General features: G+C 55.2%; 14 protein-coding genes and 1 riboswitch. Of the genes, 5 read left to right on the top strand and 9 right to left on the bottom strand.

The window, feature by feature from the left end; translation table 11 throughout:
• Positions 1-37 precede the first annotated feature (37 nt).
• On the bottom strand, positions 38-1,264 hold the full coding sequence (locus NG99_RS08440; protein WP_034890795.1) for a multifunctional CCA addition/repair protein: 1,227 nt from the start codon (positions 1,262-1,264) through the stop codon (positions 38-40).
• A 137-nt stretch (positions 1,265-1,401) separates the two neighbouring features.
• Positions 1,402-2,022 carry a TIGR04211 family SH3 domain-containing protein gene (locus tag NG99_RS08445; RefSeq protein WP_034890796.1) on the bottom strand — a complete coding sequence of 207 codons (621 nt, stop codon included), beginning with the start codon at positions 2,020-2,022 and terminating at the stop codon, positions 1,402-1,404.
• 295 nt (positions 2,023-2,317) lie between these two features.
• Between NG99_RS08445 and NG99_RS08450 the strand changes: the two genes are divergently transcribed.
• From NG99_RS08450 to hldE, 3 genes are all read left to right on the top strand, one after another.
• The gene (locus NG99_RS08450) at positions 2,318-3,622 is read left to right on the top strand and encodes a CYTH domain-containing protein (protein ID WP_034890798.1); all 1,305 of its coding nucleotides are present in this window, start codon (positions 2,318-2,320) and stop codon (positions 3,620-3,622) included.
• 70 nt (positions 3,623-3,692) lie between these two features.
• Positions 3,693-6,527 (top strand): bifunctional [glutamate--ammonia ligase]-adenylyl-L-tyrosine phosphorylase/[glutamate--ammonia-ligase] adenylyltransferase, encoded by a 2,835-nt coding sequence (gene glnE / locus NG99_RS08455; protein ID WP_034890800.1) that lies wholly within the window; start codon positions 3,693-3,695, stop codon positions 6,525-6,527.
• 104 nt (positions 6,528-6,631) lie between these two features.
• Positions 6,632-8,059: a bifunctional D-glycero-beta-D-manno-heptose-7-phosphate kinase/D-glycero-beta-D-manno-heptose 1-phosphate adenylyltransferase HldE gene (hldE, locus tag NG99_RS08460; protein WP_034890802.1), complete on the top strand. Its 1,428-nt coding sequence runs from the start codon at positions 6,632-6,634 to the stop codon at positions 8,057-8,059.
• Between the two features lie 73 nt (positions 8,060-8,132).
• Here the strand turns inward: hldE and ubiK are convergent, their stop codons facing one another.
• Positions 8,133-8,420 carry a ubiquinone biosynthesis accessory factor UbiK gene (gene ubiK / locus NG99_RS08465; RefSeq protein WP_034890804.1) on the bottom strand — a complete coding sequence of 96 codons (288 nt, stop codon included), beginning with the start codon at positions 8,418-8,420 and terminating at the stop codon, positions 8,133-8,135.
• A 147-nt stretch (positions 8,421-8,567) separates the two neighbouring features.
• A riboswitch (FMN riboswitch) is annotated at positions 8,568-8,719 on the top strand.
• A gap of 108 nt (positions 8,720-8,827) precedes the next feature.
• On the opposite strand from ubiK, the gene ribB reads away from it, so the two are divergent.
• Together ribB and ygiD are read left to right on the top strand one after the other, a co-directional pair.
• Positions 8,828-9,484: a 3,4-dihydroxy-2-butanone-4-phosphate synthase gene (gene ribB / locus NG99_RS08470; RefSeq protein ID WP_034890805.1), complete on the top strand. Its 657-nt coding sequence runs from the start codon at positions 8,828-8,830 to the stop codon at positions 9,482-9,484.
• 251 nt (positions 9,485-9,735) lie between these two features.
• Complete coding sequence (gene ygiD, locus NG99_RS08475; protein WP_034890807.1) at positions 9,736-10,521, top strand: 4,5-DOPA-extradiol-dioxygenase; 786 nt, start codon at positions 9,736-9,738, stop codon at positions 10,519-10,521.
• Positions 10,522-10,605: 84 nt separating this feature from the next.
• Here the strand turns inward: ygiD and NG99_RS08480 are convergent, their stop codons facing one another.
• The 6 genes from NG99_RS08480 to tolC form a co-directional block, all read right to left on the bottom strand.
• Positions 10,606-11,640 (bottom strand): hypothetical protein, encoded by a 1,035-nt coding sequence (locus tag NG99_RS08480; protein ID WP_034890810.1) that lies wholly within the window; start codon positions 11,638-11,640, stop codon positions 10,606-10,608.
• A 150-nt stretch (positions 11,641-11,790) separates the two neighbouring features.
• Entirely contained in the window at positions 11,791-20,331 is an 8,541-nt protein-coding gene (locus NG99_RS29195; RefSeq protein ID WP_198138748.1) for an Ig-like domain-containing protein, read from the bottom strand.
• A gap of 260 nt (positions 20,332-20,591) precedes the next feature.
• Positions 20,592-20,972 carry a hypothetical protein gene (locus NG99_RS29905; RefSeq protein ID WP_052130623.1) on the bottom strand — a complete coding sequence of 127 codons (381 nt, stop codon included), beginning with the start codon at positions 20,970-20,972 and terminating at the stop codon, positions 20,592-20,594.
• Positions 20,973-21,720: 748 nt separating this feature from the next.
• Positions 21,721-22,881, bottom strand: coding sequence for a glutathionylspermidine synthase family protein (locus NG99_RS08495; RefSeq protein WP_034890815.1), 1,161 nt, complete (start codon positions 22,879-22,881; stop codon positions 21,721-21,723).
• 5 nt (positions 22,882-22,886) lie between these two features.
• Positions 22,887-23,555: a DUF1190 family protein gene (locus NG99_RS08500; protein WP_034890818.1), complete on the bottom strand. Its 669-nt coding sequence runs from the start codon at positions 23,553-23,555 to the stop codon at positions 22,887-22,889.
• 143 nt (positions 23,556-23,698) lie between these two features.
• The gene (gene tolC / locus NG99_RS08505) at positions 23,699-25,177 is read right to left on the bottom strand and encodes an outer membrane channel protein TolC (RefSeq protein WP_034890822.1); all 1,479 of its coding nucleotides are present in this window, start codon (positions 25,175-25,177) and stop codon (positions 23,699-23,701) included.
• Between the last annotated feature and the right edge of the window lie 127 nt (positions 25,178-25,304).

Here is a 25,304-nt window from a genome sequence, read left to right on the forward strand (position 1 = left end):
TCCCGGAGCTGGCCTGTCTGGGCTGGCTTCGGGAGCCTTAAGCCTGCCGTTCTTTCCAGCGTTCTATCGCCGCAATTCTTCTCCTGGTTAATTCCTCTCTGACTTCCACGCCCTTAAAGCCGCTGGCGACCACCTCTTTGGTCGGCACGCCTGAGGCAATCTTAAAGGCTTCCCGCAGAAAATCGCCCTGCGGATAAGCATGGCTTTCGAACCCTGTACGCCCGCGCGCATCGGCTTCGCTGGTCAGCGCGATTTGCTCAACGCGCTGGGGTTTACGCCAGGCATCGATGCGGTCAAACAGGGCGATCAGCGTTTCCGGGCTCTGGCGCTGTACGGTATGCACAAGATCGTGAAATTCGGTGACCAGCAGCGCCAGATCGCGGATGGCATTCGGCACGCGCAGACGCTGGCACAGCGCTGCGACCAGCGGCACGCCCGCCGGGCCGTGGCCATGATGGCTGGGCCATTTTTCAGGGGGCGTCAGCGCCTTGCCGACGTCGTGAAACAGCGTGGCAAAACGGATAGCGACATCAGGACTGAGTTGGGCAGCGATAGCCAGCGTCATCAGCGTATGCACGCCAGTGTCGATCTCTGGGTGCCATTTTGCCGGTGCCGGCACGCCATAAAGATTATCCAGCTCCGGGAACAGCACGGCCAACGCGCCGCAGTCCCGCAGCACCTGGAAATAAACCTGTGGATTGCGGGTTTCCAGCGCTTTTTCCGTCTCTTTCCACACCCGTTCGGCGGTCAGCGTATTCAGCTCGCCGCTTTCAGCCATCCAGCGCATCAGCGCCTGGGTCTCTTCTGCGATGACAAAATTCAGATGGGCAAAGCGCGCGGCAAAGCGCGCCACGCGAAGAACGCGCAGGGGGTCCTCATTAAAAGCGACTGAAACGTGGCGCAGCAGGCGTTTGTCCAAGTCCGCCCGTCCGCCATAGGGATCGTAAAAACGGCCCTGTTGGTCCTGAGCAATGGCATTGATGGTCAAATCACGGCGCTGTAAATCCTGCTCAAGGGTGACGTCCGGAGCGGAGTAACAGACAAACCCGGTATAGCCGCTGCCGCTTTTGCGTTCGGTCCGCGCCAGCGCATACTCCTGATGCGTGTCGGGATGCAGAAACACCGGAAAATCGCGGCCTACCTGCTCATAGCCCTGGCTCAGCATCTCTTCTGGCGAAGCGCCGACCACCACCCAGTCCTGGTCTTTGACCGGCAGATTTAACAGTGCATCGCGTACCGCGCCACCGACAAGGTAAGTCTTCACTACCGCGCTCCTGAGCTATTCGTTTCTGGCATCATACTTGAAGTGATGATCCTGTCCCACCTTTGCGGGGAAGTGGCTATCCTGCGGGCACGCAAAACAGGGCATCAATGGATGCCCTGCTGCTGGTCGTCGCCGGATCAGTTCATCCAGCGATCTTTCTTTTTACGGCTTGGGATCATATGCGGTAACAGCAGGCCAAGCAGTAAACCTATGCCAGCCACGCCGCCGCCGTACATAAACCACTGCATGATAATGGTGCGCTGTTTGTCATCCAGCTGAACGTTAGCGGCGCTGACTTTTTTCTGCGCGACGATCAGCTCATTCTTCAGCTTCTGGTTCTCTTCTTTCAGGCCGTTGATCGCTCCGTCGCTACCCGCCACCTTTTTCTGCATTTCGGCGGTGCGCTGGTTCCAGCTCCCATCGATATTGGCCAGCTTGTCGGTCAGGTCTTTGACCTGCTGCTCAAGCTGCGGCACGCGGGTCCGCAGGCTTGGCTGCTGGCTGAGCTGCGCCTGCGGGATCCAGATGGTACGACCGTTAGAATCGCGGATCTGCGCGTAATGGGTGCTGTCGTTGGTTTGCAGCAGCTCAACCTCTTCCCCGGCGTTCAGGGTGCCGACAAGGCGGTAACTGTCGCTGGGACCGCTACGGACCCAGGTGGAAAGCTCGTCGGAAATATAGCGTTTCTCTTCGGCATGAACGGAAGCTGCTACGCTAAATGTCAGTAAAGTAAGGCCAATAAGATGAGTTTTTTTCATTCGATATCTTTTTACGTGGGTCCTGGAAAAATTAATGAAACAGTCTGGAGCTGGCTCGTATAAAGCTAAATGAGAACTTTCCTGGTCTCAGGGCAGTGCCAGGCGTGCCGCAAAAGCATAATTAAGCCGAGACAGCCACGGCGATTCTGCATTACTCTTCACGTCATATATGGCTAGTGCGCAGCGCATTTTTCGGCGTCATTTTACTGATAAAAGCTAAAAATGGCGAAAAATGAGCAGCATAATCGCGCCGGTGCTCCACTTAACGTACCGCTAATCATCTGATTAATAAAATATGACCATCGAAATCGAAGTAAAGTTCATTGCCACGCGGGATGCCGCTGAAAAACTCCCGGCCCTGCTGGAAAACTGGCCGAATAAACATGCTGAGCCACTCCGGCTGACCAACATCTATTTTGAGACGGCGGATAGCCAACTGCGCCGCTGGGATATGGGCCTGCGCATCCGTGGCTTTGGCGACAGCTATGAGATGACCCTGAAGACGGCGGGGCAAACCCTCGGCGGCCTGCACCAGCGGCCGGAGTATAACGTGGCGCTGGACTCGCCGGAGCTGGCTATTGACCTGCTCCCGGCGGAGGTCTGGCCGGAAGGCTGCGATGTGGCCGCCCTGCAACAGCGGCTTAATCCGCTGTTCAGCACCCACTTTGTGCGTGAAAAGTGGGTGGTTACTTACCTGAAAAGCGAGATCGAAGTTGCATTTGACAGTGGTGAAGTGCGCGCAGGTGACTCAGGCGAGCCGCTGAGCGAGGTCGAGCTGGAGCTGAAAACCGGTGAGCGGGACGATCTGCTGGCCTTTGCCGCTGAACTGTCAAACATGGGCGGCCTGCGGCTGGGCAGCCTGAGCAAGGCTGCCAGGGGCTATGCGCTGGCGAAAGGCAACCCGCCGCGCGAGCTGCGCCCGTTGTCGGTGATGAAAGTGAAGCCGAAGGCGACGGTCGAAGAGGGGATGCAGGCCGCATTCACCCTGGCGTTAAACCAGTGGCAGTACCACGAGGAGCTTTGGCTGCGGGGTAACGGCGCTGCTCAGCATGAGGTTCAGCAGGCGCTGGAGACGCTGCGCCAGGCCTTCTCGCTGTTTGGGGCGCTGGTGCCGCGCAAGGCCAGCCACGCGCTGCGCCATTCGCTGACCGGGCTGGAAGAAGCGCTGCTCGACGATGACGTTCAGGCCGCGCCGCTCTGCTTCAGCCCGCTCTCTCTACATACCCAGTTAGCGCTTACTAACTGGATTGTCACCGAGCGCTGGCGCGGGTTTATCGATGCCAAGGCCGATGCCAAACTTCAGGGATCGTTTAAACGCTTCTGCGACATTATGCTGGGAAGGATTGCAGCGGATCTGAGAGAGACTTTCAGCCAGGTGCGCCAGCTGAATGAGTATCAGGACAAGCTGACCCGGCTGCATCGTCAGCTGCTGGCGGCGCGCTTGTTGGCTGGCGCATATGACTTCGCTGCCGTTGAGGCGTGGCTACAGGGCTGGCAGCAGCTGGCGCAGGCTATTGAAAATAGGCAGGAAATCTGGCTGGAGAATTACAGCCGTCAGGCAGCGAAGCAGCCCGCGTTCTGGAAAAATAGTAATGTCTGAACCTGCGCAGGGTCACCGCGCCAGGGCTCTCAGAGAACCAAGTGAATAACGCCTGAAACAGGGAGTTTTTATGTTGCCAACGCCTTCCCGGATTTTGCCGCCGTCGCTGACGGCTCAACTCTCTCAGCTCAGTCCTGAACTGGGAGAGTTGAGTGCCGAACAGCAGAGCGTGCTGGTTTTCAGTGATTTTGTACATGAGAACCTGACGCGTTATCCCGAATGGTGGCAGGCGCTGCGGCAGGAGCCGCCTCAGCCGGGAGAGTGGCAGCACTACGCTGGCTGGCTGACGGATAAACTGGCTGGCGTGACGGATGAAACTGCCCTGATGCGCGAGCTGCGCCTGTTCCGGCGATATATGCTGACCCGCATCGCCTGGATGCAAACGCTGGCCGTCAGTACCACCGGGCAATCACTCCAGCAGCTGAGCGTACTGGCGGAAACGCTGATTGTCGCCGCGCGTGACTGGTTGTGGCAGGCCTGCTGCCGCGAATTCGGTACGCCGGTGAACGCTGCCGGTGAGCCGCAGCCTTTGCTGATCCTCGGGATGGGCAAGCTGGGCGGCGGCGAGCTGAACTTCTCCTCTGATATCGATCTGATTTTTACCTGGCCGGAAAACGGCTGCACAACCGGCGGTCGCCGCGAGCTGGATAATGCCCAGTTCTTCACCCGGCTGGGGCAGCGTCTGATTAAAGTGCTCGATCAGCCCACGGTAGACGGCTTCGTCTATCGGGTGGATATGCGCCTCAGGCCGTTTGGCGATAGCGGGCCGCTGGTTCTCAGCTTCGCCGCGCTGGAGGATTACTATCAGGAGCAGGGGCGCGACTGGGAGCGCTACGCGATGGTCAAAGCGCGGCTGATGGGCGGCGACGGAGACCGCTGGAGCCAGGAACTACAGCAGATGCTGCGACCGTTTATCTACCGCCGCTATATCGATTTCAGCGTGATTCAGTCGCTGCGCAATATGAAAAGCATGATCGCTCGCGAAGTCCGGCGGCGGGGCCTGACCGATAACATCAAGCTGGGGGCTGGCGGCATCCGCGAAACGGAATTTATCGTGCAGGTTTTCCAGCTGATCCGCGGTGGCCGCGAGCGTTCGCTTCAGCTGCGTTCTCTGCTGCCGACCCTTCAGGCCATTGGCGAGCTGAATCTGCTCTCTGCCGGACAGGTGAGCCAGTTGGGGGAGGCCTATCTCTACCTGCGTCGGCTGGAGAATCTGCTGCAAAGCATCGGCGATGAGCAGACGCAAACGCTGCCTGCGGATGAGTTGAATCGTGAACGCCTTGCCTGGGCGATGGGTGTTGACGGCTGGCCGCTGCTGACCAGGCAGCTTGAAGCACATATGGCGGCCGTGCGCGCTATTTTTGACGACTTGATCGGTGACGACACGCCGGATACCGGCGGCGGCAAAGAAGCCGATGAATATGGCGTGCTCTGGCAGGATCGGCTGGAGGAGGCCGAGCTGGCGCCGCTGGTTCCCCATCTTGAAAGCGAAGGGCGCCAGCGCCTGCTTCAGGCGATTACGGATTTCCGTCAGGATGTGGATAAGCGCACCATCGGGCCGCGAGGGCGCCAGGCGCTGGACCAGCTGATGCCACGGTTGCTGAGTGAAGTGTGCCCCAGGCCGGATGCCGCCGTCGCATTAAGCCGGCTGACGCCGCTGCTGCTCGGCGTGGTTACCCGCACCACTTACCTGGAACTGCTGACCGAGTTCCACGGCGCATTAAAGCATCTGATTCGTCTCTGTGCGGCTTCGCCGATGGTGGCCAGCCAGTTGGCCCGTTACCCGCTGCTGCTTGACGAGCTGCTGGACCCGGCCACGCTCTATCAACCTACGGCGACCGATGCCTACCGCGACGAGCTGCGGCAGTATCTGCTGCGCATTCCTGAAGAGGATGAGGAGCAGCAGCTGGAAGCGCTGCGCCAGTTTAAACAGGCGCAGCATCTGCGTATTGCCGCCGCAGATATCGCTGAGACGCTGCCGGTGATGAAGGTCAGCGACCATCTGACCTGGCTGGCGGAAGCGATCGTTGAGCAAGTGGTGCAGCAGGCGTGGCAGATGATGGTGCAGCGCTACGGACGACCTTCGCACCTCAGCCAGCAGCAGGAGCGCGGGTTCGCCGTAGTGGGCTACGGGAAGCTCGGCGGCTGGGAGTTGGGCTATAGCTCCGATCTGGATCTGGTCTTCCTGCATGATTGTCCGGCAGATGCCGTCACCGACGGCGAGCGAAGCATTGACGGCAGGCAGTTTTACCTGCGGCTGGCACAGCGGGTTATGCACCTGTTCAGCACGCGCACCTCGTCGGGCATTCTGTATGAGGTGGATGCTCGCCTGCGCCCCTCTGGCGCCGCCGGGATGCTGGTCAGCACTTTCGAAGCCTTTGACGACTATCAGCGCAACGAAGCCTGGACCTGGGAACACCAGGCGCTGGTGCGTGCCCGCATCGTATTCGGCGAGCCTGCGCTGAGCCAGCGTTTTGATGATATTCGCCGCGGGATCCTCTGTCTGCCGCGCGACGCGGACAAATTGAAGAGTGAGGTGCGGGAAATGCGGGCCAAAATGCGGGCGCACCTTGGCAACAAGCAGAAAGGTCGCTGGGATCTCAAAGCCGACCGTGGAGGGATTACCGATATTGAATTCATCACCCAGTATCTGGTCTTACGCTTTGCGGCCAGTGAACCCAAACTGACGCGCTGGTCCGATAACGTGCGTATTCTGGCGCTGATGGCTAACAGTGGTCGTATGGCCGAAGAGGAGGCGCAGGCGCTGACCGTAGCCTATACCACGCTGCGCGATGAGCTGCATCATCTGGCGTTGCAGGAGCTACCGGGCCATGTGTCGCCTGAAGCGTTCAGCGCCGAGCAGTCGGTAGTCAACAGCAGCTGGCAGCGCTGGTTTGACGAGTAAATACTCTCCGCGGCCGTCTGGCGGCGCGGGGGGAAATGTGCGGGATAGTCTGCTTATGCTATCATCGCGCGCAATATTTTTGACTTCAGCCTGGAGTGTCTGGAATGAAAATTACTCTGCCCGATTTTAACCGTGCAGGTGTTCTGGTGGTTGGCGACGTGATGCTGGATCGCTACTGGTACGGCCCAACCAGCCGCATCTCCCCTGAAGCCCCGGTTCCCGTGGTGAAGGTCGACACCGTTGAGGAGCGCCCGGGCGGCGCGGCCAACGTTGCCATGAACATCGCCTCGCTGGGCGCTGGCTCCCGTCTGGTGGGCTTAACGGGCGCAGATGATGCGGCGCGTGCGCTGAATGCCACCCTCAGCGGCGTCAACGTTCAGTGTGATTTCGTGGCGGTATCCACCCATCCTACCATCACCAAGCTGCGTATCCTGTCACGCAACCAGCAGCTGATCCGTCTTGATTTCGAAGAGGGGTTTGAGGGCGTGGACCCTGAGCCTCTGCACCAGCGCATCCGCCAGGCGCTGCCAGCAAGCGGCGCGCTGGTGCTTTCTGACTATGCCAAAGGGGCGCTGGCCAGCGTGGAGACCATCATCCAGATTGCCCGTGAGGCAAAAGTACCGGTGCTGGTCGATCCGAAAGGCACGGATTTTGAACGCTATCGCGGGGCGACTATCCTGACGCCAAACCTGTCTGAGTTTGAAGCGGTAGTCGGCAAGTGCAAAGACGAAGCGGAAATTGTTGAGCGCGGCATGGCGCTGATGGCGACTTTTGAGCTGTCGGCGCTGCTGGTGACCCGCTCAGAAAACGGCATGACGCTGCTGCAACCGGGTAAAAAACCGTTCCATCTGCCGACCCAGGCGCAGGAAGTGTATGACGTGACCGGCGCCGGAGATACGGTGATTGGCGTGCTGGCCGCCGCTCTGGCCGCGGGCAACACGCTGGAAGAGAGCTGTTTCCTGGCTAATGCCGCCGCTGGCGTGGTGGTCGGCAAGCTGGGGACGTCTACGGTCTCTCCCGTTGAGCTGGAAAACGCCATTCGCGCCCGCCCGGAATCCGGTTTTGGCGTGATGGACGAAGCGCAGCTGAAGGAAGCAGTAGCGCTGGCTCGCCGCCGTGGCGAGAAGGTGGTGATGACCAACGGCTGCTTTGATATTTTGCACGCGGGCCACGTCTCCTATCTTGCCAACGCGCGCAAGCTGGGCGACAGGCTGATCGTGGCGGTCAACAGCGATGCTTCAACCAAACGCCTGAAGGGCGAAAGCCGTCCGATTAATCCGCTGGAAAACCGGATGATCGTGCTGGGCGCGCTGGAAGCGGTTGACTGGGTTGTTCCTTTTGAAGAGGATACGCCGCAGCGGGTGATTGCTGACGTGCTGCCGGATCTGCTGGTAAAAGGCGGTGACTACAAGCCGGAAGATATTGCCGGCAGCAAAGAAGTCTGGGCAAACGGCGGCGAGGTTCTGGTGCTGAATTTTGAAGACGGCATCTCGACCAGCAATATCATCAGGGCGATCAAGTCCAGAGATTAATCTGCTGGCCTTGGCCCGATACAAAAAAGGGGCGATCTGCGATCGCCCCTTTTTGCTGCGAAAACCGGAAGAACTACTGTAAGTCTTCCGGTTTAATCACTTCCTGGGCTGCCGTTTCAACGCCGCGGCTTTCCAGTTCGGCAATACGCTGTTCCAGCGCCGCCAGCTTCTCTCGGGTGCGTAATAACACCTGGGTTTGCACATCAAACTCTTCGCGATTGACCAAATCTAAACGGGTGAGCTGCGACTGTAGCGTCTGACGGATTTTTTTCTCAACGTCGTCACCGAACTCACGAATGCCTTTAGGCATGGATTCATGAACCTGGCGGGCAAGTTGTTCAATTTTTTTGGGGTCAATCATAGCGGCTTCCTGGTAGCGGCAAAGTTTCTTTAAGTGTAATGCGATATTCCGAAAGGATAAACCTGAAATAAGCAAAGCCGTTAAATGGCAAACCAATCGCACATTTTGTTCGTTGCCCTGATTTTTTAACGGCGTTATAGTAAGCAGGCTTATTCTCAGGGCGGGGTGAAATTCCCCACCGGCGGTAAATCAGCTTCGGCTGAAAGCCCGCGAGCGCTTCAGACCTCCCGGTCTGGAGGTCAGCAGATCCGGTGTAATTCCGGGGCCGACGGTTAAAGTCCGGATGGGAGAGAGTAACGTATCTGGCCGGGCCTGCGCCCGCCTCGCCGTTATTTTTTGTCACTGCATGACACTCCTAAGCACGCCCTGATTCTGGTAACCCATACATTCAATAAGGCTTTATTACCATGAATCAGACGCTACTTTCTGAATTTGGCACGCCCCAGCAGCGTGTAGAACGGGCCATTGCAGCTCTGCGCGACGGGCGCGGCGTGATGGTATTGGACGATGAAGATCGCGAGAACGAAGGCGATATGATCTTCGCAGCGGAAACCATGACCGTGGAGCAGATGGCGCTGACCATTCGCCACGGTAGCGGCATCGTCTGTCTGTGTCTGACCGAAGAACGTCGCCGCCAGCTTGAGCTGCCGATGATGGTCGACCATAACACCAGTTCATACGGCACCGGTTTTACCGTGACCATTGAAGCCGCCGAAGGCGTGACCACCGGCGTTTCTGCTAAAGATCGCGTCACCACTATTCGTGCCGCTATCGCCGACGATGCTAAACCTTCCGATCTCAACCGTCCCGGCCACGTTTTCCCGCTTCGCGCCCGCGAAGGCGGCGTGCTGAGCCGCGGTGGTCACACTGAAGCGACTATCGATCTGGTGACGCTGGCCGGTTTTAAACCTGCGGGCGTGCTGTGCGAGTTGACCAATGATGATGGCTCAATGGCGCACGCGCCTGAAGCGATTGTATTTGCTAAGCAGCACAACATGCCGGTAGTGACTATCGAAGATCTGGTTGCCTGGCGTCGTAGCCACGAGGCTCGTCAGGCAAGCTAAACGCGACGGTAAAGAAAGCCGGGTGCTCTCCCAAAGCCAGCAGGTCGTCTGGTCTTTGGTGCGGAGTATCCGGCTTTTTTTCGAACCCCTCCGCCTCCTCTTCTGAGGCAAAGGCCAGCAGTAGCCTCAGACACTCTCTTCTTTTGCCGTTCAAATTTCTTGATGATCTTCATCATGGTTATCCGGGTTCATCACCGGGGAAAAGCGCGTAATCTGGCCGTTATCAAACCGACACATTCAGGGGAACTATTATGAGTCAGTCACGTATGCCCGCACTTTTTCTTGGTCATGGCAGCCCAATGAATGTGCTGGAAGAGAATGTCTATACCGAAGCCTGGCGAGCGCTGGGTAAAACCTTACCGCGCCCTAAAGCTATCGTAGCGGTATCTGCCCACTGGTACACGCGAGGAACAGCGGTGACGGCGATGGAAAAGCCGGGAACTATCCATGATTTTGGCGGTTTCCCGCAGGCGCTGTTCGACACGCAATATCCTGCTCCCGGATCGCCGGACCTGGCCCGTAAAGTGGCAGACGCGTTGGCACCGGTGCAGGTACAGATGGACCAGCAGTGGGGCTTTGATCATGGCTCGTGGGGCGTATTGATCAAGATGTATCCTGAGGCTGACATTCCTGTCGTTCAGCTGAGCATCGACGGGACAAAACCTCCCGCCTTTCACTTTGAGCTGGGCCGCAAGCTTGCTGCGCTGCGGGAACAGGGAATCATGATTGTGGCTAGCGGGAACGTGGTGCATAACCTGCGGATGGTGCGCTGGCAGGGCGACGCGGAACCTTACGCGTGGGCTTCCTCCTTCAACGAGTACGTGCGGGATAATCTGAGCTGGGAAGGTGAAGCAGAGCAGCATCCGCTGGTGAATTTTATGCAGCATGACGGGGCTGAACTGTCTAACCCCACGCCGGAGCATTATCTGCCGTTGCTGTATGTACTGGGTGCGCGACTGCCGGGAGAGTCTGTTTCCATACCGGTTGACGGCCTGGTGATGGCTTCACTGAGTATGCTGTCGGTGCAGGTGGGCTGAGCTGGCCCACCGACCGCTGAATAGATCGCTCTACTCAGCGGTTACCGATGCTTCGCGTAGATTGCTCTCAGCGGTTTAAATGGGTTAATTGGTATTGACCGACAGCGGGGTGAATACCGGCGTTATTTTACTTTTCACTTCTTTTTCTGCATCGATAAAGAGCCATGAGGGGCTATTAAATTTCAGTTCCATGATCCGTGGAGAAAGTGTCAACGGTAGCGATTTTTTTGCCTTGCCGCCGGAGAGCATCAGGGTTAACGGCACTTCTTTGCCTGGCGTCATAACGGTTCCATCATGCGCGACGTTAAAACCAAAATACTCTCTGTCAGTGGCGAAATAATTATTGGCGTTCTTCATCTGGTTGCCTGTAACAGAGAAGGTTCCCGTTACGCTGGTCAGAAGATTAGCAAGCCCGGCCGTGTCTGAGTTACAGGAAATACTGAGGGCAGGGGGAGTAATGGTATGGCGACTGGTATCCGAAATGGCTTTATCCGTTTCAACAGAAGGTACGGTAAACGACATGCCGGAAAATGAATTGGTACAATTAACCATCCCCGTTTGATTCCACTGTGAAAGACTAAATTTATAGTTCCTTGCATTAGCGCCATTATTCAAGCCATTTCTTCCATCAAGCTGGAAAAGGTGTATTTTCTCCACGCTCATGCTGGTATCGATTTCACCTGTTTTAACCAGGTAGGCCTTAATACGAAATGAGCGGGTGGCGGTGGTTCTGTTAAGATTCCAGCCGGTGTCAATTGCGGTAGTTCGGTTGCCGCCCCCTGAATTTTCATTAAAGGTGCCGAGGTCTTTTCCATTATAAATCAACCCCATTTTTACCCCTTTTGGTACAGGCTGGCTTCTTATTTTAGGAAAAGGGTAAAAATAAACGTTCTCGTTTATTCTTGTGGTACAGGTGATATCGCGAACATATTCTTTTGATTCCCAAACTCTGCTGCCATTTGGCGTGCCGGAGAGCAGCACAAGTTTGCCTATTCCTTCTCCTTCATCGACCACCGCGCCACTATAACACTCCAGTGCGGCAGCGTTAAATGAGAAAAAGAGGAACAGCAGAGCTATTCCAGGCGTGACTTTATTGGCTTTTAAGCATTTTGATTTCATCGTCATTCCTTTACATCAATGAATTTACCAGCTGGGAAGCGCTATTTCACACCCTCTTTGTTATAAAAAAGTATGTGAAATATCGGGCTGGTGCGTCCCATTTTATGCACCGGCCCGATATTTTAAGCGGTCAGTTAATTTCTCTGTAAGTTAGTTAACTACCAGCTTTAACGTTGTCGAGTAAATCCCTACCTCAGCAGCCAAATCTTTCACTTCGGCCTTATTCTGCTGAACCGAAATTTTGCCAATTGCGGCTTTGTCCCCGCTGGTCAGCGTCGCTGTATAGACCCCTTCCTTCTCGGTGACTGCACTTATTTTCACGCCCTCAGCATTGGTAACGCTAAACGTAATATTGGCTCCCTGAGTTTTATTGCCGAACTGGTCTTTCGCCGTCAGCGTCAGGACCAGCGAGGATTTGGCATCGGCTGGCAGAATGGTCTTACTGAGCTGCAACGTTGAGGTGCTGCCGCTGACGTCCCCGGCAACAAAGGAGACCGTAACGGGTTTCCCGGTTTTATCGTAACCGGTAGTGGCCGTGACGGTGCTACTTCCTTCAAGAGTGCTGGTGAGGTTGACCGTTGCGATGCCGTCAGGCCCGGTTTTCGCCGAAGGCTGGCTGAGGCTGGCTTGACCTGACACCTTGAAAAGAACCACGGCTCCGTTAACGAGGTTGCCTTTAGCATCTTTAACCACGGCGGACAGGGTAGATGAGGACTTACCGTCAGCGGTAATGCCTTCAGTTGGCGAGGCGGTCAGACTCTCCACGCTGGCAGTCTGGCTGTCGCCGATGAAACCGACGCTCACGGTCTTACCGACATCGTCAGATTTTTCGATGGTCGCCCTGACGGTGCTGTTCCCGGAAACGGTACTGTTGACTAACGTGGTGGCTATGCCGTTGTAACCCGTAATCGCCGTTGACTGGCTCTGATTTTTTGCACTGTCAGTGATGGTAAAATTCACCGTTGCGCCAGAAACCGGATTATCGTCAGCGTCTTTTACCAGTGCAGTCAGCGTCGAGGAAGCGATGCCGTTGGCCGCAATACCCTGTGCCGGCGTCGCCGTGAGGTTGTCCACCCTGGCCGAGTTGAGATCGGCGATAAAGATCACCGAGACCGTCTGGACAGTTTTATCATAATCCGTCACCGCGCTTACCGTGCTGCTACCCGCAACGGTACTGGTAAGGTTCACCTTAGCGAAACCGTTACTGTCGGTAATCGCCGACAGCTGATTGAGGGTGGCTTTACCGTTAATGCTGAAGGTGACTTTTACCCCGCTGACTGGGTTAGCGTTAGCATCCTGCACCAGCGCCGTGATGGTTGAGAGGGCTACCCCGTTGGCCGGGATATTGGTTGCCGGAGTGGCCGTCAGACCAATGACCGCTGCCGTATTTTTATTTGCGATAAAGGAAACAAACGCTTTTTTACCGACTTTGTCATAGTCAGTGACCGCGCTTACTACTACGTTACCGGCAAATTTGCTGGAAAGGCTTATTTCAACCGTTCCTTCGCCGTTGCTGACCGCTGAAAGCTGGCTCAGTTCGGCATTGCCGGTGAGACTGAAGTTAATCTTTGCCCCGCTGAGAATATTGCCATTGGCGTCTTTCACCCGCGCGGTCAGGATTGACGTTGCCTTGCCGTCAGTTAATACGTCCGTGACCGGTGTAGCGGTGAGGCTGTCTATGGTTGCCGTACTGATATCGGCAATAAAGGTCACCGAAACCTGCTTGCCCGTTTTGTCGTAGACCGTTGTGGCCGTCACGGTGCTGACGCTGGCGGCCGGGCTGGTAAGGAATACCTTAACGGTGCCGTCGCTACCGGTTATCGCTTGCATCGTGTTGACACTGTTTTCTTTCGTGACGGGCATCGCCTTCTGCACTGCACTCAGGTTGCCATTACCCCCCAGGTTGAACAGCACATTGGCATTACTGACGAGGTTGCCGTTCGCATCCTTCACTACGGCGGTCAGCACCGAGAAAGCTTTCCCATTGGCCGCTATACCGGTAGCAGGTGAAGCCGTCAGGCTGTCAATTTTCGAGGTCGACAGGTCAGCAACAAAAGTGACCGAGGCCTTTTTACCGATTTTGTCACTCTCCGTTACCGCCGTCACCGTGTTAACGCCAGCGAATTTACTGCTCAGATTAACGGTTACCGAGCCGTCACTGCCGGTTACTGCTGAAGACTCTTTTAGCGTGGCGAGGCCATTTACGCTGAAGGTTACTTTCGCATTGCTGACAAGGTTACCGTTGGCATCGGTAACCAGAGCCGTCAGGGCCGATGTGGCTTTGTCGTTGGCGGTAACGTCCGCATCTGGTGAAGCGATCAGACGGTCTATTTTCGCCGTTGTAATGTCCGCGATAAATGTCACGGTAGCCTGTTTAGTGGTGTCGTCTCCGGTAATGGTAGCAATAACGGTACTGTTACCCGCAAACTTACTGGTCAAATTGACCGTTGCGTTACCGTTACTGCCCGTTGTCGCCGAAGCGTGGTCAAGCTTGCCGGAGCCGTTCACGCTGAAGTTTACGGTAGCGTTGCTGACAAGGTTACCGTTAGCATCTTTCACCAGCGCGGTAAGGGCCGACGACGTGGTGCCGTCAGCTTTTAATCCCGCAGAAGGCGAGGCAGCGAGGCTGTCCACTTTGGCCGTGCTAAGGTCTGCGATAAAGGCGACGGAGGCCTGTTTTCCGGTGACGTCTTCCGCCGCTTTTGCTGTCACCGTACTCAGACTGGCTGAAAGGCTGGTAAGGCTTACCGTAGCGATACCCTCGCCGTTGGTTATCGCCGATTGCTGACTCAGAGCGGCCTTACCGTTAACGCTGAAGGTGACTTTGGCGCCGCTCACGGTGTTGCCATGCGTATCTTTCACTACAGCCGTCAGCAGCGAGGCGTCTTTGCCATTGGCGATAATCCCCGAGGCTTTAGACACTTTCAGACTGTCTACGGTTGCGGTTGCGATATCAGCTTTAAAGCTCACTGAAACCTTCTTGCCGGTTTTGTTAAAGTCAGTCAGCGCCGTGACGGTACTGCTGGTGGCTGAGGTGCTGCTGAGGCTGACCGTCGCTTTGCCTTCACTGTTTGATATCGCTGACACCGACTTCAGAGCGGCTTTGCCCTCGACGCTAAACATGACCTTCGCGCCGCTAACGAGGTTGCCATTGGTATCTTTCACGAGAGCCGTGATCAGGGAAGTCGCCGTGCCGTTGGCGGTGACATCCGCAGCAGGTACGGCATTAATACTGTCCACTCCGGCCGTACTGATATCGGCGATGAAGCCAACGGAAGCCCGCTTACCATTGGTATCATAAGCCGTAACGGCAGTGATGAGGCTGCTTTCCGCTGTAGTATTAGTCACCTGTACCGTCGCGAGTCCGCTGCTGTCTGTTTTAGCCGACGGCTGACTTAAACGCGCCTTTTCGCCTGCATTGAAGACCACCGTGGCATTACTGACGATATTACCGTGAGCATCTTTCACCCTGGCGGTCAGGGTGGAGCTTGCCAGACCATTCGCCTTGACGCCCGTTGCGGGTGAGGCGGTGAGGCTATCAATGCTTGCCGTTTCCGCGTCGGCCACAAAGGTCACGACGGTACTTTTACCCATTCTGTCTGAGGGAGTGGTGGCGGTCACCGTACTGTTGCCTGCGGTTGTATTGGTCAGATCTACGCTAGCCACGCCGTTGCCATTGGTAACGGCAGATTGTGAGCTTAACTTTGCCCCACCGCTGGCGGTGAAAGATACGGATACACCCCTGACCAGGTTACCGTTAGTATCCTTTATGACGGCCTGCAACCTGGCCTGGGAGCGACCATTTGCCTGCGCCGTGGAAGGGAAAGCGCTAAAACTGTCTACTTTTGCCGTGCTGGCATCCGCAACAAAGGCGACGGCAGCCTGCTTGCCCGTTTTATCAAAGGAAGTCGTGGCGGTGACGGTGTAGCTACTGGCGGAACTACTGCTCAGCCTGACCGTTGCCACACCGTTGCTGCCGGTTTTTGCTGAGGGTTGATCCAGCCTGGCATTCCCGTCCACGCTGAAGGTGACCGTCGCGCCGCTAACAAGGTTGCCATTGGCATCTTTTACCTGCGCCGTCAGAGTGGAACTGGCGACCCCGTTGGCCGTCACGCCAGAGGTTGGCGAGGCGTAAAGACTGTCGATTTTCGCCGTGGCAAGGTCGGCGACAAAGGTCACAGTGACCTTCTTGCGGCGGGATTCGTCTTTTCCGCTGATTAGGGCGGAAACGGCGCTGTTGCCTACGGTAGTGCTGATGAGCTGCACTGTCGCAAAGCCATCCTTATCCGTAATCGCTGACGACTTGAGCAGCTTCGCTTGACCCTCCACCCTGAAGGTGACGTTTTCGCCGCTGACGATGTTGCCGTGAGGGTCTTTTACCTGGACTTTGATTAGCGAGATCGCTGAACCATCGGCCGTTATGTTTGATGCCGGGGTAGCGGTAATGCTGTCAATTCTCGCACTGTAATAGTCAGCAATGTAGCTGACGGAGACTTTCTTGCCGGTTTTGTCGAAATCAGTGACGGCGGTGACGGTGCTGCTGCTGGCCGACGTGCTGGTGAGGCGGACCGTCGCTGTGCCTGAGAAATCGGTGATTGCGGATGGCTTATTCAGGCTGGCTTTACCACTGACGCTAAAGGTCACTTCCACGCCGCCGACGCTGTTGCCATTGGCATCTTTCACCTTAGCGGTCAGTCTTGAGTCGAAAAGGCCGTTTGCCAGGACGTCCTTTTCAGGCGAGGCAGTAAAGCTATCTATCTTCGCCGAGCTGATATCGGGGACAAAGCTGACGGAGATCTGTTTACCGACGCTGTCGTTGTCAGTGCTGGCGGTCACCGTATTGCGGCCTGGTGCGGTGCTGGAAATTGTCACCGTTGCCTGACCTTTGTCGTCAGTAACGGCAGAAGCCTGACTCAGCGTGGCCATGCCGGTGACTTTGAAAGTGACTTTTACGCCACTGACGAGGTTGCCGCCGGTATCTTTCACTACGGTGGTTAAGGTAGATGCCGGGTTGCCGCTGGCCGCTATTCCGCTCTCAGGTGACGCAGACAGGCTAAATACCTTCGCTGTACTGATATCCGCCACGAAGCCAACGGTGGCCTGTTTACCGGTTTTATCGTGCGCCGTCACTGCGGTTACGGTACTGCTGCTTGCTGAGGTGCTTACCAGCTGTACTGCGGCATAGCCGTCGCTGGCGGTGATGACCGAAGTCTGCTTCAGGCTTGCTTTGCCGGATACGCTGAACGTTACCGTCGCGCCGCTCACAGTGTTGCCGTTGACGTCTTTCACCAGCGCCTTCAGTAACGAGGCCGAGGTTCCGTCCGCCGTTACGCCAGCGGCTGGTGAGGCGCTCAGGCTGACAATGCTGGCCGTGCTGGCATCGGCAACAAAGGAAACGGCGGTCTGCTTGCCGACCTTGTCGAATGACGTGACCGCTGTTACCGTGCTGCTCCCTGCCAGTTTGCTGGTCAGTCTCACCGTTGCCTTTCCGCCGCCGCTGGAGACGCCGGAGACGACCGAAGTATCACTCAGCTGAGCACTGCCATTGACGCGGAAAGTCACCGTTGCCCCGTTGAGTATATTGCCATAGTTATCTTTAACTATGGCTGTCAACACTGAGTATTCAGTACCGTTCGCCTTAACATTCGAATTTTCCACCGCAGTAAGGCTGTGGATTTGTGCCGTGTCACTGTCGGCAATAAAGTCGACGAGAACCTCTTTGGTATAATTATTGGGTTCGAAGTCGGTGTAGGCCCGTATTATGTTGAAATCGGCCACCGTGCTGCTCGTCTGTATGGTAACGACGCCCTTGCTGTCAGTAATGGCTGAGGAGTGGCTTAGTTTGCCTTTGTTATACACGCTATATATTTCAAATTTCACTGTCGCCCCGCTGACAAGGTTGTCGTTGGCGTCTTTCACCACTGCGGTCAGGGTCGATGTGGCGATGCCGTTGGCTTTAATATTGTCTACGGGGGAAGCCTCGAAGCTCACTACCCTCGCGGTGGCCTGGTCTGCAGCAAATGACACTGAAACCTGCTTGCCCACAGGGTCAAAAGACGTTGACGCGGTGACGGTGCTGCTGCTGGCGCGGGTGCTGGTAAGGCTAACGGTAGCCAGTCCGCCGATGCCAGAAACGGCTGAACCCTGGCTCAGTCTGGCCTTACCGTTCACGCTGAACGTAACCAGCACGCCGCTAACGGCGTTACCGTTAGCGTCCTTCACCCAGGCTTTAAGCTCCGAGGCGTCGTTGTCATTCGCAGCCATCCCTGATGAGGGTGAAGCGGTGAAGCTGTCTACCTGCCCGGTAGTGATATCGCCGATAAAGTGGATGGCGGTTTTTTTACCGATTTTATCTTCGGCAGTGACTGCGGTGACCGTGCTGCTACCTGCCACGGTGCTGGTGAGGTTCACTCTGGCTAAGCCGTCGCTGTCGGTGGTGACCGACTTCTGGCTCAGTTTGGCTCCGTCAGAGGCGCTGAAGATCACGTTCGCACCGCTGACGATGTTGCCGTTAGCATCCTTCACCACGGCGGTCAAAATAGTGGTGTCAGCGCCATCGGCTTTTAGCTCTGTCGCCGGGGTGGCATAAAGATCGTCAATTTTTGCCGTGCGGATATCGGCAATAAAGGTCAGCGCGGCGCTTTTGCTCATGCCGCTGGCTGAAGCCGTCAGCGTATTATTGCCGGCCAATTTGCTGGAGATGTCAACGGTAGCTGAACCGTTGTCGTCAGTAACGACGGACTGACTGGAAAGGGTGGCGGCGCCATCAACCGAGAACGATACGACAGCATTGCTGATTGGGTTACCGTAGTAGTCTGCGATAATAACTTTCGCTTTGTTAGCGGCCTTGCCATTGGCTACGGCGTTATTCACTACGACCGTCAGCTCAGCCAGCTCGGCGGTGCTGCCGTCGGCGATGAAGTTCAGCGTCTTGATGTCGCGGTTGCCATTATCCAGATGAGAGAAAATGGTGACTTTACCGGCTTTGGTGGAGGCCAGCGGTACGATAGCCATGCCTGAGGTGTCGGTAACATGCTGCGCTTCGCAGGCGTTATTGCCTTTCAGAATACAATTATCGTTGATGCCAGACACCACAAAACGCACGTTGTGGTCACTCATGAATTCACCAGACTTGCCGGTGACTTTGGCGTGCAGATGCGCGAAGTCAACGCCGTTAGCCACAATGTTATCCACAGGCTTGACGTCCAGCGTGATGATGGTGCTGTGAGGCACCAGGTTAATAATGACTGTACTTTCCGGTGACTCGTTGCCGTGATTATCGGTGGCGATGGCCGAAACTTTGTAACTGTTAACCCCATCGTGGAGGTACTTAGGCAGCCTGACGGCTAAGGATGTTGCCGAGTTCTGCGTGAGGGTTCCTCCCGCGGCAAGCAGCTCTGGCGCACGCCAGTCAATTTTCTTTAACCCATATTTTGCTCGTACGCTGGCCTCAATCACCGTAGTTGCAGCGGCTTCGGCCGTCACCGAGGAGGGCAGCGACAGCGAAATCAGGTTTTGCTTACGGTACTGCATAACGATGTTGTAATTGCGATCGACAAAATCGTAGCGTGCGCCGGGCAGGCTGCGCATGACCCGGATGGTCTCTTTATCCGTCTGCTCGTTCCACGACACGCCTAATCGATAATTAATATCCAGACCAACGAAGCTATCGGAGCTGCTGCCTGACTTACGGCCCGCTTTAAACGTCAGCAGGGGAATGGGGGTATAATTCAGCGTGGTGGTTACTGCGGATGGGGAGTCTTGCAAACTGCCGGGGCTGGATGAATTATCCAGGATAATCCCTTTGCCAAAGTATTTTTCATATTTTACCGAGGCGCCAAACTGGGGATAGAAGGGCAGCCAGGCGTCCGCGGCCACATCAAACCCATTGGCCGGGCGTTCGTCGTAATCTTCCATCTCCTGAAGCGGTGACTGATGCCAGTCAGTGAGACGCTGGTATTTATTCGCGCTCAGCTTTAAGAAGTGAGTCCAGGCTTCGGCGCCTACGCTAAATCGCGCATTATTGCCCGTGACATCACGGTCATAAAAGCTGTTAAGGCCGAGCATAAAGTCATCAGAGACATAGTGACGAACGCCTAATCCGAGATTCCAGGTGGTTCTTTCTTTATTGACGCGAATGCCCTGCTGGCTGAACAGCAGCGTGTCTGGCGCATCCCAGAAAGGGACCAGTAAATCCGCGCTGGCCTCACCCTGTGAGTTGAACTGGAGCCGCGTGTTGCCGCTCTGCCCCATCCAGTCCCGCAGGGCATTGCTGGCCATATCGTTGGCTATGCCGGTAATAACGCCTAACCCTGCCTGGGTCCGGTTATCCGTTCCCATGACTTGCCAAAATTGTTTTACCCCTTCCAGCGGGCGCAGAGAGCTGTCCGCTTCGCGTGACCGGTTGATATCATCGTCTAAAAACAGGGATTTTTGTTCTGATAAGCTGTTTTTACTGCCTTCCAGAGAAGGGAGTTGAGCGATAATGTCGCTGCTGCTTGCCGTTTTGTCACCTTCATGGGTTCCGAATGGTCCGATATCAGCAGAGGTCTTGAACTGGGAGGAAGGTGTGGACAGGAAAGGGGACGAAGCAAAAGTGGGCGGCGCGTTATCTTGCTGAAAGGTTGGGGGGGGAATATCCGTCGGTTTTCGATCGGCGAGATCGTTAACGCTGCCCTTAAGTTCTTCCATAGTGGTGCTCAGGGCAGAGATGCCTGAGTTTGCCTGGACAATGGGAGAAAAAAGAGGGAGAGCGGTTGAAACAAATAAATGGTTTAAAATAATAAATAGGGCGGCGGCTTTTTTAGATTTGAATTCCATGTCTTTCCTTCCTTGAAAAGAAGGCTCCATACCCCGGAGAGGAGGTTATGGAACCTGCGGCAAGAATTTTAAAGCGGACTTCTGTTTTTTCTAATTCGGGATGTTATTTGCTGTTGAAAAAAGAGGTTTTACTAAATCTGACTGATCACTTTCATTTTTTTTTGTATTTCAAGGAATGCCTGGCTTTTTACTTGCTCACAGACCATGTTGAGTTTGTCATTCAGCGTAAGCGTCATCAGCTCTTTAGGGTCCTGTTCCATCAGTCCCTCATGACTTTTAAAATAAGCATGGGAGTTGTTGATTTTATCGAACTGCGCCCGGTACTGATTAAATGCGTCATAATTTAGCCCCTTCAGCATGTCGAAGTTGTCTACGCACCTCTTACCTTCCGTCTTTTGCTCAACCAGACTATCACCGGTTTTTTTGGGCACGCTCTTTTGTCCGGGGGAGGAGCTACAGGCGCACAGAGTGAATGAGATCAGAACCAGAGAAAGTAGCTGAGAAGACTTCATTTTGCATATCCTTATGGCTATCAAAGCCGACGGTGTAATGGGACAAGTGACCCTACTCTTCATGAGTTTTGTGGAAGCTGAAGCAGCCCTGGCGACAGGGTTAAAACAAAATAAAGAGCAGTAATGTTTTTTTAAAGGTGAATAAAAACACATTACTTTACTAAGTAAAGTATGAAGCTACTAAGTAAAGTATGAATCAAAGGTTTTTTCAAACGAACCTTTACAATTTTTCATGATTCTAGAGGTCGGGGGTGGCGCATGGAAATCGTTTGTACCAATTGATTTATGACGTATCGATCTGTAATAACGATCAATTTCTTAGTCTAATTCTGTAATGTTGGCTTTTCTTGTTACTTAATAATGTTATGCCTGTAGGTATAATTTATCGGGTTTTTATTTTTATGGTGATGATGCTTTTCAATAGGTTATTTCTTCTTTATTTTTTTTGTTCGCCTGAGGTCTTTGCGTAATTAAGCGAATTTTTATTAAGAGAACAGCTTAATACACTAAGAGTGACCGGGAGCGCTATCCGGCCCGGTTTAGATTAAAAATAGTTAACTGAGTAAGAGGATTTGAGCGGGTAATTGATTTATGGATGGCCGCTATTGTAAAAGGTGGTGCTGACAGATGTCTGTTCAGACCGGAGCAGTGAGATCGAAGGTCAGAGGCAGTTCGGGCACGAGTGAGTCGCAGATTTATCAGTCAGGCACTCTGCCTGCGCAGAGTGCCTGACTGAGCGGTAGACAATTTATTCAATAAATGTGTGCGGATAGAAGCGCGACAGATCCTGAGTAATCAGCGCGCGATCTTCCCGCAGGCCAATGCCCGCAGGCCGATCGTCAATCAACCAGCTGCCGATCAGCGTATAGCTGTCGCCAAATTTTGGCAGCGGGTGGAACTGCTGAACAATCATCCCTTCTTCACCGTAAGGGCCATCTGCGCTGGCGATTTCCCGGCCGTTTTCGACGATACGAATGTTAGCGCCTTCGCGGGAAAACAGCGGTTTAACCACGTATTTATCCATCTGCGGCACGTCATCTTCTGCAAAATACGCGGGCAGCAGGTTAGGGTGGTTAGGGAACATTTTCCACAGCATCGGCAGCAGCGCTTTATTAGAAATGATGCTTTTCCATCCCGGCTCCAGCCAGCGGACGCCAGCGTCTTCCAGCTTGGTCGAGAACACCTCTCGCAGCATAAATTCCCACGGATAGAGCTTGAACAGATTGCTAATCACCTGGTCATGCACATCGGTGAACTGTCCCTTTTCGCCAAGGCCGATTTCATCAATAAACAGGAATTCGCTGGGTAACCCGGCCTCCGTGGCGCAGTCCTGTAGATACTGTACCGTCCCGCGATCTTCATCCGTATCGCGGCAGCAGGCAAAATGCAGCCAGCTAAAGCCATGCTGCTGATGCAGCGCCGCAAAGCGCTCAATCAGCTTCTCCTGCAGGCTGTTGAACTGATCGCTGCCCGCCGGCAGATTACCCGCCGCGAGCTGATCTTCCAGCCAGATCCACTGGAAGAACGCGGCTTCGTACAGCGACGTTGGCGTGTCCGCATTGTTTTCAAGCAGTTTGGCGTCGGTCTGGCCATCCCAGGCCAGATCCAAACGTGAATAGAGCGAAGGCTGGCTGGTTTTCCACGAGGCGCGGACAAAATCCCAGGTGTGTTTGGGAATACGAAATTTGCTGAGCAGCTCTTCGCTGTTCACCACTTTTTCCACCACCTGTAAACACATCTGGTGCAGCTCGCTGGTGACATCTTCCAGCGTTTCCACCTGCTGGAGCGTGAACTGGTAGTAAGCTTCCTCGCACCAGTAAGGCTCACCGTGCATGGTATGAAAGCGAAAACCGTATTCGGTAGCCTTTTCACGCCAGTGCGGGCGTTCAGCGATAGCAAGACGCTTCATGGCGATTAGCCCCCTGAAGCGCGGCGGGTACCGGAAGTTGCGCTACTACGCTGCGCTGTGGCCTGTTTCGCTACGCTATCGCCAAAGCCGCCACGGGTTACCGTGCTGGTAGTGGCTGGCTTTGGCGCCATTGCGGTTTTTGGCACGTTCATGGTGCGACCCGGGGTCGCGCTGCCAAAACTTTTGCCGCTGGCATCAACAAACTTGCCGTTTGCCGGGCTGTTTGGCGCACGAGAGGTAAACAGCGGCTGCTGCTGACCGCCAAAACCGCCGCCCATCATCCGGCCCATCATGTAGCCCGCCATCAGCGGCATCCAGAAGCTGCCGCTTTGCTGCGATTCTGCGTTAGATGTGCCCACGCCTGCCTGAGCTGGCGCCTGCTGGCACTGACCTTCGCCAAACTCCGCCACGCAGTCTTCGCGAGTGGCGTATTTCGGCGCGGTTTTCTCCGCTTCTTTTTTGGCGTTGTTAAACGCCGTCGTACACTGCTCGCTTTTGCCAGGGTTGGCGCTGGAGCAGTCATCGGCATTTTGATACAGAGAAACCGTTTCATCCGATTGTTCACAACCGGCAAGCATAAATACCGCGGTGACCGCTAAGGCTACCGGGGTTAAATGTCGTGCGCTCCAGCTTTTGCGAAAGGAGGCATGATTGATCTGTTTAGTCCGTTTCATCACGTTCTGTCCTGTGCCCAAAGGTAGGGCATAGAATAGGGTAATAGCGGTGAAAAATGAAGCGAAGGGGGGCGCTGGAACGGGGATCTTTACTTAGCTATACGTTTGATTGTGAAGGGGCAGAAGGTTCTGCCCCGAGTTAATCACTTCGCGAAAGGATTACGGCTGGTACTGACGGGCGCCGAGCTTTGTGCGGCGCGGGTAGCGCGCACTTGGGATGGCGCCGGCTGACCGCTATCAGCCGAGGCATTTTGCGCCGGAGTTTCAGGTGCCACCGCTTCCGGGGAAGTGGAGACATCTTTACCCAACCGGGCGTTTAGCGCCTGCAAATCCTGCTCGTTCAGCGTACCCAGCGCCGATTTGATGTTCAGCTCATTGATCATGTAGCTGTAACGCGCGTCGGAGAGCTGCTGCTTAGCGCTGTACAGGGTTGAGGTCGCATCCAGTACATCGACGATAGTACGGGTACCCACCTGATAACCGGCTTCCATTGCGTCAAGGGAGCTTTGCGCAGAAACCACGGCCTGGCGATAAGCTTCGATGCTGCTGATGGAAGCGTTCACGTTGTTAAACGAAGAGCGAACGGTCTGAATAGCGGAGCGATGCGCGCTTTCCAGCTGCTCGCTTGCCGCAACGTAAGAGTACTGCGCCTGCTTAACCTGCGAGGTAACCGAGCCGCCGCTGTACAGCGGCAGAGAGAAGCTCAGCCCAACCTGGTTAGTCCCGCTGATGCTGTCGGCGGTTGAGGCGCTTTGGTTCGCACGACGACCGCCGTACTTGCTGTTAGACAGACCGGTTGATGCGGTCAGGTCCAGCGTCGGCATATGGCCCGTTTCGGCAGAGCGAATGGTTTCGCGCGCCAAATCCTGCGATAAGCGGGCGGACAACAGGCTCAGGTTACGACTTTCCGCTTCTTTCAGCAGGGCGTTAACCGGCTGAGGTTTTTCCGTCTGGAAACGGTCAACGTTCAGCGAAGCCAGGCTCGGGTAATAGTTACCGGTCACCTGACGCAGGATCTCAACGTTATTATCCAGCGCGTTGCGGGCCGTCACTTCGTTGGCCAGCACGCTGTCATACTGCGCGCGGGCGTTCTGAACGTCGGTGATGGCGACCAGGCCGACGTTAAAGCGCTGGGTGGTCTGATCCAACTGACGATAAATCGACTGCTTCTGCGCTTCGATGTAGGAGAGCGTATCAATGGCATTCAGCACGTTAAAATAAGCGGTAGCGGTGTTCAGGATCAGCGTTTGCTGCGCGGTCTGATAGGTGACATCCTGGATACCGGCCGTTTTTTCCTGCAGCGTTAGCGCGCGCCATTTTGACATGTCAAAAATGGTCTGGGTTAACTGCAACGAACCGCTGGTGGTATTGGAATGCAGACCACTGCTGTCGCGATAGCCGTTGTTATAGGTATAATCAGCACCCAGACCCAGCTGCGGCAGTAACGGGCTGCGGGCTTCGTTAATTTTCTCAAATGCTGCATCACGATCGGCTGCAGAACTGCGAAGATCTGGGTTAGATAAACGAGCCTGCTGATAAATCTGCAGCAGGTTTTCAGCCTGACTGGCGACGCTGAAGCCGCCCAGGCTCAGGCCGATAAGTAAGGGGAGCAGTTTCTTCATTTGCATTCCTTGTAGTGCAGCAAAATTGCTATGGTAGCGCTGACGTAAGCCAAAAAATTATCGCCGATTCTAGCAGAATCGACGGAAGAGATAAGTTGGCCGAACGTGCCATATTGCTTTAATTTAC

It is taken from the genome of Erwinia typographi (assembly GCF_000773975.1).
GTDB classification, from domain to species: domain Bacteria; phylum Pseudomonadota; class Gammaproteobacteria; order Enterobacterales; family Enterobacteriaceae; genus Erwinia; species Erwinia typographi.